The sequence below is a fragment of the Bradyrhizobium sp. UNPA324 genome, from assembly GCF_006658635.1.
Lineage (GTDB): Bacteria > Pseudomonadota > Alphaproteobacteria > Rhizobiales > Xanthobacteraceae > Bradyrhizobium > Bradyrhizobium nanningense.
The window spans coordinates 5,412,232-5,423,751 of the sequence record NZ_LFJD01000004.1; the positions used below are offsets into that span (position 1 = coordinate 5,412,232).

General features: G+C 64.5%; 13 protein-coding genes. 7 read left to right on the plus strand and 6 right to left on the minus strand.

Annotated features, from left to right (window positions below):
• Nucleotides 1-283: 283 nt before the first annotated feature.
• The 4 genes from thrC (at nucleotide 284) to UNPA324_RS25990 (ending at nucleotide 4,388) form a co-directional block, all read left to right on the plus strand.
• Complete coding sequence (gene thrC, locus UNPA324_RS25975) at nucleotides 284-1,702, plus strand: threonine synthase (protein ID WP_164936383.1); 1,419 nt, start codon at nucleotides 284-286, stop codon at nucleotides 1,700-1,702.
• A complete protein-coding gene (locus UNPA324_RS25980) occupies nucleotides 1,699-2,988 on the plus strand; it encodes a M16 family metallopeptidase (RefSeq protein WP_128920348.1) in 1,290 nt (429 codons plus the stop codon). Before thrC ends, UNPA324_RS25980 begins: the two co-directional genes overlap by 4 nt.
• A 39-nt stretch (nucleotides 2,989-3,027) precedes the next feature.
• The gene (locus UNPA324_RS25985; protein WP_128920349.1) at nucleotides 3,028-3,615 is read left to right on the plus strand and encodes a GNAT family N-acetyltransferase; all 588 of its coding nucleotides are present in this window, start codon (nucleotides 3,028-3,030) and stop codon (nucleotides 3,613-3,615) included.
• A gap of 125 nt (nucleotides 3,616-3,740) precedes the next feature.
• Nucleotides 3,741-4,388, plus strand: a complete 648-nt coding sequence (locus tag UNPA324_RS25990) for a hypothetical protein (protein WP_141936633.1) — start codon at nucleotides 3,741-3,743, stop codon at nucleotides 4,386-4,388.
• 215 nt (nucleotides 4,389-4,603) lie between these two features.
• Here UNPA324_RS25990 and UNPA324_RS25995 read toward each other — a convergent pair whose 3' ends face one another.
• The 5 genes from UNPA324_RS25995 to UNPA324_RS26015 form a co-directional block, all read right to left on the minus strand.
• Entirely contained in the window at nucleotides 4,604-5,089 is a 486-nt protein-coding gene (locus UNPA324_RS25995) for a F0F1 ATP synthase subunit B family protein (RefSeq protein WP_128920350.1), read from the minus strand.
• Between the two features lie 5 nt (nucleotides 5,090-5,094).
• On the minus strand, nucleotides 5,095-5,661 hold the full coding sequence (locus UNPA324_RS26000; protein ID WP_128920351.1) for a F0F1 ATP synthase subunit B family protein: 567 nt from the start codon (nucleotides 5,659-5,661) through the stop codon (nucleotides 5,095-5,097).
• A 62-nt stretch (nucleotides 5,662-5,723) separates the two neighbouring features.
• Nucleotides 5,724-5,954, minus strand: a complete 231-nt coding sequence (locus UNPA324_RS26005) for a F0F1 ATP synthase subunit C (protein ID WP_007599451.1) — start codon at nucleotides 5,952-5,954, stop codon at nucleotides 5,724-5,726.
• Nucleotides 5,955-6,007: 53 nt separating this feature from the next.
• Entirely contained in the window at nucleotides 6,008-6,757 is a 750-nt protein-coding gene (locus UNPA324_RS26010; protein ID WP_028139850.1) for a F0F1 ATP synthase subunit A, read from the minus strand.
• A gap of 109 nt (nucleotides 6,758-6,866) precedes the next feature.
• The gene (locus tag UNPA324_RS26015) at nucleotides 6,867-7,241 is read right to left on the minus strand and encodes an AtpZ/AtpI family protein (RefSeq protein WP_128920352.1); all 375 of its coding nucleotides are present in this window, start codon (nucleotides 7,239-7,241) and stop codon (nucleotides 6,867-6,869) included.
• 359 nt (nucleotides 7,242-7,600) lie between these two features.
• Between UNPA324_RS26015 and UNPA324_RS26025 the strand changes: the two genes are divergently transcribed.
• Together UNPA324_RS26025 and UNPA324_RS26030 are read left to right on the plus strand one after the other, a co-directional pair.
• Nucleotides 7,601-8,134, plus strand: a complete 534-nt coding sequence (locus tag UNPA324_RS26025; RefSeq protein WP_128920353.1) for a hypothetical protein — start codon at nucleotides 7,601-7,603, stop codon at nucleotides 8,132-8,134.
• Between the two features lie 151 nt (nucleotides 8,135-8,285).
• Entirely contained in the window at nucleotides 8,286-8,759 is a 474-nt protein-coding gene (locus UNPA324_RS26030) for a secondary thiamine-phosphate synthase enzyme YjbQ (protein ID WP_181769520.1), read from the plus strand.
• 118 nt (nucleotides 8,760-8,877) lie between these two features.
• Here the strand turns inward: UNPA324_RS26030 and UNPA324_RS26035 are convergent, their stop codons facing one another.
• Entirely contained in the window at nucleotides 8,878-10,503 is a 1,626-nt protein-coding gene (locus UNPA324_RS26035; protein ID WP_181769521.1) for an MFS transporter, read from the minus strand.
• A 338-nt stretch (nucleotides 10,504-10,841) separates the two neighbouring features.
• Between UNPA324_RS26035 and UNPA324_RS26040 the strand changes: the two genes are divergently transcribed.
• Nucleotides 10,842-11,513, plus strand: a complete 672-nt coding sequence (locus UNPA324_RS26040; protein WP_128920356.1) for a response regulator — start codon at nucleotides 10,842-10,844, stop codon at nucleotides 11,511-11,513.
• The last annotated feature ends 7 nt before the right edge of the window (nucleotides 11,514-11,520 follow it).

The following is an 11,520-nucleotide window of genomic DNA, read 5'->3' on the forward strand; positions in this document are numbered from 1 at the left end:
TTGACGGTTTCGTGACAGGCGACGAAAGGTTGCGCGAACAGTTTTGACGGGTCGGCGACCCCGAGAGGCAAACCGGTCTGCACACATCAACGACAGACCTTCCAAGAGAAGGGCTGCGGCCACCACCGCAGCCCTTTTTCGTTGGAGCGGGTAGAGGCGGAAGCGGTTTCCTGATGCCGCAAAACACTTTATGGTGGCCCAAAGCCTCTGGCCGCTAACAAGTAATTTCGTAAAATCAAAGGCTTAACGAGCGGCTCAGGCTGCTCGGCCTTTGGAGGGCAGTTTGACTCGTTATATCTCGACCCGGGGCGAGGCCCCCGAACTCGGCTTCTGCGACGTGATGCTGACCGGGCTCGCGCGCGATGGCGGCCTGTATGTGCCAACCATCTGGCCGCTTCTCTCCACCGAGACCATCGCCGGGTTCTTCGGCCGTCCCTATTGGGAGGTCGCGGTCGATGTGATTCGTCCCTTCATCGGCGGCGAGATCACCGACGCTGAGCTCGGCCGCATGGCGAACGAGGCCTATGCGACCTTCCGCCACCCGGCGGTGGTGCCGCTGCGCCAGATGTCGCCGCACCAGTTCGTGCTGGAGCTGTTCCACGGCCCGACGCTCGCCTTCAAGGACGTGGCGATGCAGCTGATCTCGCGGCTGATGGACCATGTGCTCGCCAAGCGCGGCCAGCGCACCACCATCGTGGTCGCGACGTCAGGCGATACTGGCGGCGCCGCTGTGGAGGCATTCGCCGGCCTCGAGAACGTGGACCTGATCGTGCTGTTTCCGCACGGCCGCATCTCCGAGGTGCAGCGGCGGATGATGACGTCGACGGGCGCGGCCAATGTCCATGCGCTCGCGATCGAGGGCAATTTCGATGACTGCCAGGCGCTCGTGAAGGGGATGTTCAACAACCACCGCTTCCGCGATGCGACCTCGCTCTCCGGCGTCAATTCCATCAACTGGGCGCGCATCGTCGCACAGGTGGTCTACTATTTCACCTCGGCGGTCGCCGTCGGTGCGCCGGCGCGCGCGGTGGATTTCGTCGTGCCGACCGGCAATTTCGGCGACATCTTTGCCGGCTACGTCGCCAAGCGCATGGGATTGCCGGTGCGGACCCTGCGCATCGCCGCCAACGTCAACGACATCCTGGCGCGTACGCTGAAGACCGGGATCTACGAAGTGCGCGAGGTGCACGCGACGGCGTCGCCATCGATGGACATCCAGATCTCGTCGAATTTCGAGCGGCTGCTGTTCGAGGCCGGCCGGCGCGATGCGGCGGGCGTGCGCCGTCTGATGGATTCGCTGAAGCAGTCCGGGCGTTTCGTGCTGCCCGATGCGACGCTGGCCGCAATCCGCGAGGAGTTCGACGCCGGGCGCGCCGACGAGACCGAGACCGCGGCTGCGATCCGCGCCGGCTGGCGCGAGGCAGGCGAGCTGGTCGATCCCCATACGGCGGTGGCGCTCGCTGTCGCCGATCGCGACACCACGGACACGAGGGTGCCGAGCATCGTGCTCTCCACCGCGCATCCAGCCAAATTCCCCGACGCTGTCGAAGCGGCCTGCGGCCAGCGGCCGCAACTGCCGGCCTGGCTCGACGGATTGATGACCAAATCCGAACACATGAAGGTGATGAAGAACGATCAGGCCGAGGTCGAGCGGTTCGTGCTGTCGGTCAGCCGCGCTGCGAAGCAGGGAGTTGCCGGATGAGCGTCGAGATTTCCAAGCTTGCTTCCGGCCTGACCGTGGTTACCGACAAGATGCCCCATCTCGAGACCGCGGCGCTCGGCGTCTGGGCCGGCGTCGGCGGCCGTGACGAGAAGCCGAACGAGCATGGCATTTCGCATCTGCTCGAGCACATGGCGTTCAAGGGCACGACGAAGCGCTCCTCGCGCGAGATCGTCGAGGAGATCGAGGCGGTCGGCGGCGACCTCAATGCCGGCACCTCGACCGAGACCACGTCCTATTATGCGCGGGTGCTGAAGGCCGACGTGCCGCTCGCGCTTGACGTGCTGGCCGACATCCTTGCCAATCCCGCCTTCGAGCCCGACGAGCTGGAGCGCGAGAAGAACGTCATCGTGCAGGAGATCGGGGCTGCGCAGGATACGCCGGATGACGTCGTATTCGAGCATCTCAACGAGCTCTGCTATCCCGACCAGCCCATGGGCCGCTCGCTGCTTGGCACGGCCAAGACGCTGCGCAGCTTCAACCGCGACATGCTGCGCGGCTACCTCTCGACCCATTATCGCGGGCCCGACATGGTGGTGGCGGCGGCCGGCGCGGTCGATCACGATCAGGTGGTCGCCGAGGCCGAGAAGCGCTTTGCCAGTTTCGCGGGGACGCCGGGCCCGAAGCCGCAAACCGCTCAGTTCGGCAAGGGCGGCGCCAAGGTGGTGCATCGCGAACTGGAGCAGGCGCATCTGACGCTGGCGCTGGAAGGCGTGCCGCAGAGCGATTTGTCGCTGTTTTCGCTCCAGGTCTTCACCAACATCCTCGGCGGCGGAATGTCGTCCCGCCTGTTCCAGGAGGTGCGCGAGAAGCGCGGCCTCTGCTACTCCATCTATTCGTTCCACGCGCCCTATACCGATACCGGATTCTTCGGCCTCTACACCGGTACCGATCCGGCCGATGCGCCGGAGATGATGGAGGTCGTGGTCGACATCATGAACGATTCGGTGGAGACGCTGACCGAGGCCGAGATCGCGCGGGCCAAGGCGCAGATGAAGGCAGGTCTCCTGATGGCGCTGGAGAGCTGCTCTTCCCGCGCCGAACAGCTCGCCCGGCACGTGCTGGCCTATGGCCGGCCGCAGACGGTCGAGGAGCTGGTGGGCCGGATCGACGCCGTCAGCGTCGAATCGACCCGGGACGCGGCGCGTGCGCTGTTGTCGCGGAGCCGGCCTGCCGTTGTCGCATTAGGCAGTGGCAGGGGTCTGGACACGGCGGTGTCTTTTGCGGAAGGATTGACTCGGGCGCGCGCCAAGGCGCGGCTGCATTAGGAGCCGCGCAACGGCGAGACTGCCCCGGAAAGCATCACCATGGCCCTCTTTCGCCTGCCGTCCAGTGGACCCGCCGCCCTCGCGCCGCGCGGCAACGGGCTGTTGTTGCGCGCGCCGCAGATGTCGGACTTCCTGCAATGGGCTCACTTGCGCGAGTCCAGCCGCGACTACCTGACGCCCTGGGAGCCGATCTGGCCTTCGGACGATCTCACCCGCTCGGGCTTCCGCCGCCGTCTGCGCCGCTATTCCGAGGACATCGCCGCGGACCGCTCCTATCCCTTTCTGATCTTCCGCGAGCTCGACGGCGCCATGGTCGGTGGCATCACGCTGGCCAATGTCCGCCGCGGCATCGTGCAGGCCGGCACCATCGGCTATTGGATCGGGCAGCCTCATGCCCATCGCGGCTACATGACGGCGGCGCTGCGGGTGCTGCTGCCGACACTGTTCGGCGAGCTCAACCTGCACCGGGTCGAGGCCGCCTGCATCCCCACCAATGCGCCGTCGATCCGGGTGCTGGAAAAGTGCGGCTTCTCCCGCGAGGGGCTTGCCCGCCGTTATCTCTGCATCAACGGCGTCTGGCAGGATCATTTGCTGTTTGGCCTGCTCCATGAGGATTTCCGCGGCTGAGCCGCCCGATTCATGCGGCCAAGTCCCCCTTTTTGCTGCCTTGGGTTCGCCGATTTTGGCGATATAACCGCATGCGCTGGCCGGCAATCGGCCGGACAATTGTCATTGGAGTATAGGCGTTGAAGGTGCAGCAGCTTCGGTCATCGCGGAATGCGTTGCGGCTGGGAGGGGGAATCGCGCTGGCGTTGTCGGTTGCGCTCGCCTCTGTCTCGCCGGTGGCGGCCCAGTCACTGACCGACCGCTTCAAGAGCCTGTTCGGCGGCAAGTCCGATGAGTCGGCCCAGCCCAAGCCACCGCCTGCGCCCGGCCAGCCGGCCGAAGACGAGCTCGATTGCCCGCAGGTCACGGTGCGTGCGGGGGCCTCGACCTACGCGGTCGGCGCCGCCGGCAAACCGGCCGTCGGCAATGAGATTCGCTTCCAGGCCTCGATCACCAAGATGGCGCGCGAATGTGCCCGCAGCAGCGGCGGCATCACCGCCCGGATTGGCATCCAGGGCCGCGTGATCGCCGGTCCCGCCGGTGCGCCTGCCTCCGTCGAAGTGCCCCTGCGCATCGCCGTCGTGCAGGGCGGCGTCGGCGAGAAGGTGATCGCCTCGAAGGCTTACCGGACCACGGTCGACATGACCGAAGGGGGCAGCGTGCCCTTTACCTTCGTGATCGAGGACATGACTTATCCGGTGCCGCCGCCTGCGGTCGCCGATAGCTACATTTTCTATGTCGGCTTCGACCCGCAGGCGCTCTCGCCCGAGCCGAAGGGGCGGAAGAAGAAGTAGGGAAGGTCGCGCGGCAATCTCAGCTGTCATTGCCCGCCTAGTGTGCAATTGCGCACAGGGGCGGGCAGTCCAGTATTCCAGAGGCCGCGGTGCTTGAACCGAGAAGCCTCGGCGTACTGGATCACCCGCTTTCGCGGGTGATGACACTCAGTAGTCGACAAACAAAAAAGCCGGCGCTCATCGCGCCGGCTTTTTGATTGGCGAAGGCAAATCCCTCAGTTCAGCTTCTGCCTGACTTCGTTGATGCCCTTGGCCAGCAAATCGTCGGCGACCTGACCCTTGACCGACTGCGACAGGATCGTCGAGGCGGCCTGGACGGCGGCTTCCGCGGCTGCGGCGCGGACATCGGCCAGCGCCTGGGCCTCGGCGAGCGCGATCTTGCTTTCCGCGGTCTTGGTCCGACGTGCCACGAAGTCTTCCATCTTCGCCTTGGCGTCAGCCGCGATGCGCTCGGCTTCGCTTCTGGCGTTGGCGATGATCTCGGCGGCCTCGCGTTCGGCCGAGGCGGTGCGCGCCTTGTAGTCGGCCAGCACCTTGGCGGCTTCCTGCTTGAGGCGCTGGGCGTCGTCGAGCTCGGCCTTGATGCGCTCGGCACGATGATCGAGCGCGGTCATCGCCGACTTGAAGACGCCGAGATAGCCAAACACGACCATCAGGATCACGAAAGCGATGGCGACCCAGGTTTCAGGATCGAAGAACATCTCGACTAACCTTTCAGCGACGCATCGACCGCTGCATTGACCGACGCGGCATCAGGGACGACGCCGGTGAGCTGTTGCACGATCTGACCTGCCGCATCGGCCGCGATGCCGCGGACGTTGCTCATGGCGGCGGTGCGGGTCGAGGCGATGGTCTTTTCCGCCCCGGCGAGCTTGGCCGCCAGTTGCTCCTCCAGAGCCTTGCGCTCGGCGTCCGCCTGCGCATTCGCCTTGTCGCGGGATTCGTTGCCGATCGCCTGCGCCCGCGAACGCGCCGAGGCGAGTTCGCTTTCATAGGCCTTCAGCGCCGCGTCGGACTGGTCCTTCAGCTTCTGCGCTTCGGCGAGGTCGCCATCGATCTTGTTTTGACGCGCTTCGATCGCACCGCCGACCTTCGGCAGAGCGAGCTTGGACACTATCACGTAAAGCACGACGAAGAAGATCGCGAGCGACACCAGCTGCGAAGCATAGTTGCTGCTCTCGAACGGCGGAAAGCCGCCACCGTGATGACCACCGTCAGCCTCGGTGTGGGCGCCCGCCGCCGGACCCTTCGCCCCGCCATGACTCTCAGCCATGGATTACTCCTGTTGCTGTCATGCGCGCCGCTTCGGTTGAAGCGGCGCGAAGAACGTCGTTCTCAGAGCGGAACGAACAGCAGCAGCAGCGCGATCAGCAGCGAGAAAATGCCGAGCGCTTCGGTCACGGCGAAGCCGAAGATCAGGTTGCCGAACTGGCCCTGAGCGGCCGACGGGTTGCGAACGGCTGCGGCGAGGTAGTTGCCGAAGATCACGCCGACGCCGACGCCCGCACCGCCCATGCCGATGCACGCGATGCCCGCGCCGATAAGTTTTGCTGCTGCCGGATCCATTTTAGACTCCTTGGAAGAAAGATTGGGTTTTGGGTGGAAATTCCCCGGACCGCTCAGTGTCCCGGATGAATGGCGTCGTTGAGGTAGATGCAGGTCAGGATCGCGAACACATAGGCCTGCAGGAACGCGACCAGAATCTCGAGGGCGTACAGCGCGACCGTGAGCGCCAGCGGCAGCACGCCGCCGACCCAGCCCAGGGCGCCGAGCGAGAAGCCGAGCATGGCAACGAAGCCCGCGAACACCTTCAGCGCGATGTGGCCGGCCAGCATGTTGGCGAACAGACGGACGCTGTGGGAGACCGGCCGCAGGAAGAACGACAGGACCTCGATGAACATCACCAGCGGCAGGATGTAGCCGGGGACACCGTGGGGCACGAAGATCGAGAAGAATTTCAGGCCGTTCTTGGCGACGCCGTAGATCAGCACCGTGAAGAACACCAGGAGCGCGAGCGCCGCGGTGACGATCAGATGGCTCGACACCGTGAAGGTGTAGGGAATGATGCCGACCAGGTTCGAGACGCAGATGAACATGAACAGCGAGAAGATCAGCGGGAAGAATTTCATGCCTTCCGCGCCGGCCGTCGAACGGATGGTCGAGGCGACGAATTCGTAGGAGATCTCGGCGACCGACTGCAGGCGCCCGGGAACCAGCTGCGTGCCGCTGGCGAGCATCAGGATCGAGATCACCGCCACCGCCACCAGCATGTAGAGCGACGAATTGGTGAAGGCGATCGTGTGATTGCCGATATGGCCCAGGGTGAAGAGAGGCTCGATGTTGAACTGGTGGATCGGATCGATTTTCATCAGCGCGGCATCTCTTGGTCTGCCGGGCAATGCCGGCGGGTCTCGGTCTGCCGGCCGGGCCGGCCCGTACCGGCAAGACCGGCACGATCACACTCATGGTGCGGATCGGCTATGATCCACCGCGCCTGTTTTGACCCGCGCCTGCCGTTCTCACCACATTCACTACGCCGGCGACGAAGCCCAGCAACAGGAACACGATAAACCCGAAAGGCGAGGTCGACAGCAAGCGGTCGAAACCCCAGCCAATCCCCGCTCCGACCACGACGCCGGCGATCAACTCCGAGGATAGTCGGAAACCTAGCGCCATCGCCGAGGCTCTGGCCGCTCCGTCTCCACCGTCACCTGCGGGTTGCTCGGTCTTGATCCGGCGGTCGCGAAATTCGGACAACCTCTGATCAAGACTTCCGAGCCGTTCGGAAAGCGCAGCTTCCTCGGACGATCTATCGCGATCCCCATTCTCGCCGTGCCCCGTGCCCTGTGTCATGCAACGAAGACCCGAAACGCCGCGGCTGAATGGAAATTACGCCCGCCACCCTCAAAAGCCGCGCGGACCATACTGATGGCCTATAATCAAGTCAAGCCAAGTCACGATTGCGTCGCTTTCGGTTATGTGACTGATTTATTTGACAATATTGGCGTGCACGGCAGCGCTGCACACAGCGTGACGCCGCACCGCAGCAGCTCGCCTCATGATCGGCGGACGCGACCGCCCTTTCGCCGCGCTGCCGGGATCGAAGACGCCGCTGGGATCGTTGATGTCGGTGTGGGTTTTGGGCGGCGGATCGCCTCGCCCGGGTGTAGAATTTGCCAGATTGCCACCTGCACGTCGTGGCGGAGAGCGTGATGAGACCCGAGACGTCATCCACAACATCCTGCACAACTTCCTGGCTTGCGGCGGCGGCGTTTGCCGCGGCGATGGCGATCGGCGGCGGTCTCGTGGCCGCGGAATCCGCGCCCGACGGCGAAAACGGTCGCTACAGCATGGCGCCGATCCCCGAGGGCGTGCTGCGGCTCGACACACGCACCGGCACGGTTTCGACCTGCAGCAAGAACGGCGCCGGCTGGGCCTGCTATGCAGTGCCCGACGAACGGACGGCGCTCGATGCCGAGATCGGCAGGCTCCAGGCCGAGGTCGAGAAGCTGAAGGGACAACTCGCGGCGGGGCCGACGGTGTCGGGCAAGATCGACGAGGCGCTGCCGAAATCCGACCCGCTGAAGAAAGCCGAGCCCAGGAGTGCCGAGGGCGAGCGCAAGATCGAGATCCCGTTGCCGAGCGACCAGGACGTCGATCGCGTGATGTCGTTTCTGGAAAAGGCCTGGCGGCGGCTGATCGACATGGCCAACCGGGTGCAAAAGGACGTGTCGGGAAAGATTTGACGGTCCCTCCATGCGTTGAGAGGCCGTAGGGTGGGCAAAGGCGTTCTTACGCCGTGCCCACGTTGTCTCCACGACGGTGAAGGAAGGCGTGGGCACGGCGCTTCGCGCCTTTGCCCACCCTACGGCAGCTTTGCGAGTTGAGAGGCCCTTCATGACATCAGGCAAATCCGTGACCCGCTCGGCGCCATCGACGGTGCAGGCCACCACCATCTCATCGTCGCTGCTGACGGTGCAGACATCGGGCCATGGCTTCACCGACCTCACCAGCGAAGCCGCAGGATTCATCAACGAGGTTCACGCACGCGACGGTGCGTTGACGCTGTTCATCCGCCATACCTCGGCCTCGCTGACGATCCAGGAGAACGCTGATCCTTCCGTGCTTGTCGACCTCGCCACGGCGCTGTCCCGGCTGGCGCCGGAGAATGCCGGGTGGACCCACGACACCGAAGGACCGGACGACATGCCGGCGCACGTCAAGACGATGTTGACCGGGACCTCGCTTCAGGTCCCGGTTCTGAACGGCAGGCTTGCACTCGGCACCTGGCAGGCGATCTATCTGATCGAGCATCGCAAGCGCCCGCACCGGCGCGAGGTGGTGCTGCAATTCGTCGGCAGCAATCAATAGAGCGTTTGCGAGCGCCGGTTCGCATCAGGAAAACGCGTCAAAACAAAAGGCTCCCACAAAACAAAACCGGCCGCGGAGACCGCGGCCGGTTCGTGCTGGTTGAGATCGCTGCTTTCGATCAGGTCGACTTGATGTCGACGTCCTTGGTCTCGGGCAGGAAGAGGAAGCCGACCACGACGGTAATCGCGGCGAAGATGATCGGGTACCAGAGGCCGGCATAGATGTCGCCGGTCGAGGCCACGATGGCAAAGGCGGTCGCCGGCAACAGGCCGCCGAACCAGCCGTTACCAATGTGGTAGGGCAGCGACATCGAGGTGTAGCGGATGCGGGTCGGGAACAGTTCGACCAGCATCGCCGCGATCGGGCCGTACACCATGGTGACGTAGACCACGAGCACGAACAGCAGGCCGATGATCGCTGCCACCTGCGGACGGAAGATGTCGAGCGGATGCGCCATCTTCACGATTCCGGCGTCGCCGGCCTTCGGATAGCCGGCCGCCTGCACCGCGGCCAGGACCGCCGGGTTGCCGTCCTTGGCGTTGGCGTACGGCACTTCCTTGCCGTTGACCATCACCTTCACGCCCGAGCCGGCCGCGCCTGACGTGGTCGAGTACTTGACCGACGACTGCGACAGGAAGGCACGTGCGGTATCGCAAGGCGCGCTGAAGACGCGGGTGCCGACCGGATTGAACAGGTCGCCGCAGCCCTTGGGATCGGCCACCACCTCGACCTTGGTCTGCTCGATGGCCTTTTCCAGCGCCGGGTTGGCGTTGGTGGTGATCATCTTGAAGATCGGGAAGAAGGTCAGTGCCGCGATCAGGCAGCCGCCGAGGATGATCGGCTTGCGGCCGATACGATCGGACAGCATGCCGAACACGATGAAGAAGCCGGTGCCCAGCAGCAGCGACCAGGCGATCAGCAGATTGGCGGTGTATCCGTCCACCTTCAGGATCGATTGCAGGAAGAACAGCGCGTAGAACTGGCCGGTGTACCAGACCACGCCCTGGCCCATCACGCCGCCGAGCAGCGCGAGCAGCACGAGCTTGCCGTTCTGCCAGTTGCCGAAGGCTTCGGTCAGCGGTGCCTTCGAGCTCTTTCCCTCGTCCTTCATCTTCTGGAAGATCGGGGATTCGTTGAGGCGGAGCCGGATCCAGACCGAGACGCCGAGCAGCAGCACCGAGACCAGGAACGGGATACGCCAGCCCCAGGCGGCGAAGTCTGGTTCGCCGAGGGCGCTGCGGGTGAACAGGATCACCAGCAGCGACAGGAACAGGCCGAGCGTCGCGGTGGTCTGGATGAAGGAGGTGTAGTAGCCGCGCTTGCCGTTCGGAGCATGCTCCGCGACATAGGTCGCCGCGCCGCCATACTCACCGCCGAGCGCCAGGCCCTGGGCGAGGCGCAGCGCGATCAGGATGATCGGAGCCGCGATGCCGATGCTTGCCGCGCTCGGCAGCAGGCCGACGATGAAGGTCGACAGACCCATGATCAGGATGGTGACGAGGAAGGTGTATTTGCGGCCGACGATGTCGCCGATGCGGCCGAACACGATCGCACCGAACGGACGCACCAGGAAGCCGGCTGCGAACGCAAGCAGCGCGAAGATGTCGCGGGTTGCCGGCGGATAGGCCGAGAAGAACTGCGTGCCGATGATGCTGGCCAGCGAACCGTAGAGGTAAAAATCGTACCATTCGAAGACGGTACCGAGCGAGGAAGCGAGAATGACGAACCGTTCGTCCTTCGTCATCCCTCCTGCGCCTGCTTGAGATACAGCCATTGTCGACATGTTGAGTCGCTCCCCGAAACGTGTTTCCTCGCGCCCCGGATGTCCGGACATGCCGGATCAACCCAGGTCTTGCCCGCAAGGTAACATCGGCGTGAAACCCGCCCCAATACGACTTTCGGCCTTGCGCACTGACGTGCAGCTGACGCCCGGTATCGGGCAACGGTGCACAGTCGCGGAGAATTCCGGATTAACCCCTTTGCAGCAAAGGGATAATGTGCACTTGCATGCCACGGCCGCTCGGGGAAGAATTGCCACACCCGGGATCGGTCCGCCGGCCTGCGAACGACAGCAAGAGAACGATGAACGCTCCCTCGACCCATCTCGTCATCGCCGATGACCATCCCCTGTTCCGCGACGCGCTGCGACAGGCGGTGGCGGGCGTTCTGACTTCGGCCAGAATCGACGAAGCCGGATCGTTCGAGGATCTGACCAAGCTTCTGGAACACACCTCGGACGTCGACCTGATCCTGCTCGACCTCTCGATGCCCGGGATCTCAGGCTTTTCCGGCCTGATCTATCTGCGCGCGCAATACCCGGCGATCCCGGTGGTGATCGTCTCGGCATCCGACGACAATGCCACGATCCGCCGCTCGCTCGATTTCGGCGCCTCCGGCTTCATTCCGAAGCGGTTCGGCGTCGAGACCTTGCGCGACGCCATCCTCAAGGTGATGGAAGGCGACGTCTGGGTTCCCGCCGACACCGACCTGTCCGCAGCTAGCGATCCCGACATGACGCGCCTGCGCGACCGCCTGGTGACGCTGACGCCGCAGCAGGTCCGGGTCCTGATGATGCTGTCGGAGGGGCTCCTCAACAAGCAGATCGCCTACGAGCTCGGGGTCTCCGAGGCCACCATCAAGGCGCATGTCTCGGCGATCCTGCAAAAGCTCGGCGTCGAGAGCCGCACCCAGGCGGTGATCGCGGCCGCCAAGATCGCCGGCGGCCAGTGGAAGCAGGGCACGCCGACGGGGTGAGCCCCCG

Bases quoted from the DNA above. Each gene is read 5' to 3' on its own strand.
- UNPA324_RS25980 (WP_128920348.1), top strand. From the start codon at position 1,699: ATGAGCGTCGAGATTTCCAAGCTTGCTTCCGGCCTGACCGTGGTTACC.
- UNPA324_RS25985 (WP_128920349.1), top strand. From the start codon at position 3,028: ATGGCCCTCTTTCGCCTGCCGTCCAGTGGACCCGCCGCCCTCGCGCCG.
- UNPA324_RS25995 (WP_128920350.1), bottom strand. From the start codon at position 5,089: ATGTTCTTCGATCCTGAAACCTGGGTCGCCATCGCTTTCGTGATCCTG.
- UNPA324_RS26000 (WP_128920351.1), bottom strand. From the start codon at position 5,661: ATGGCTGAGAGTCATGGCGGGGCGAAGGGTCCGGCGGCGGGCGCCCAC.
- UNPA324_RS26005 (WP_007599451.1), bottom strand. From the start codon at position 5,954: ATGGATCCGGCAGCAGCAAAACTTATCGGCGCGGGCATCGCGTGCATC.
- UNPA324_RS26010 (WP_028139850.1), bottom strand. From the start codon at position 6,757: ATGAAAATCGATCCGATCCACCAGTTCAACATCGAGCCTCTCTTCACC.
- UNPA324_RS26015 (WP_128920352.1), bottom strand. From the start codon at position 7,241: ATGACACAGGGCACGGGGCACGGCGAGAATGGGGATCGCGATAGATCG.
- UNPA324_RS26025 (WP_128920353.1), top strand. From the start codon at position 7,601: ATGAGACCCGAGACGTCATCCACAACATCCTGCACAACTTCCTGGCTT.
- UNPA324_RS26030 (WP_181769520.1), top strand. From the start codon at position 8,286: ATGACATCAGGCAAATCCGTGACCCGCTCGGCGCCATCGACGGTGCAG.
- UNPA324_RS26035 (WP_181769521.1), bottom strand. From the start codon at position 10,503: ATGACGAAGGACGAACGGTTCGTCATTCTCGCTTCCTCGCTCGGTACC.
- UNPA324_RS26040 (WP_128920356.1), top strand. From the start codon at position 10,842: ATGAACGCTCCCTCGACCCATCTCGTCATCGCCGATGACCATCCCCTG.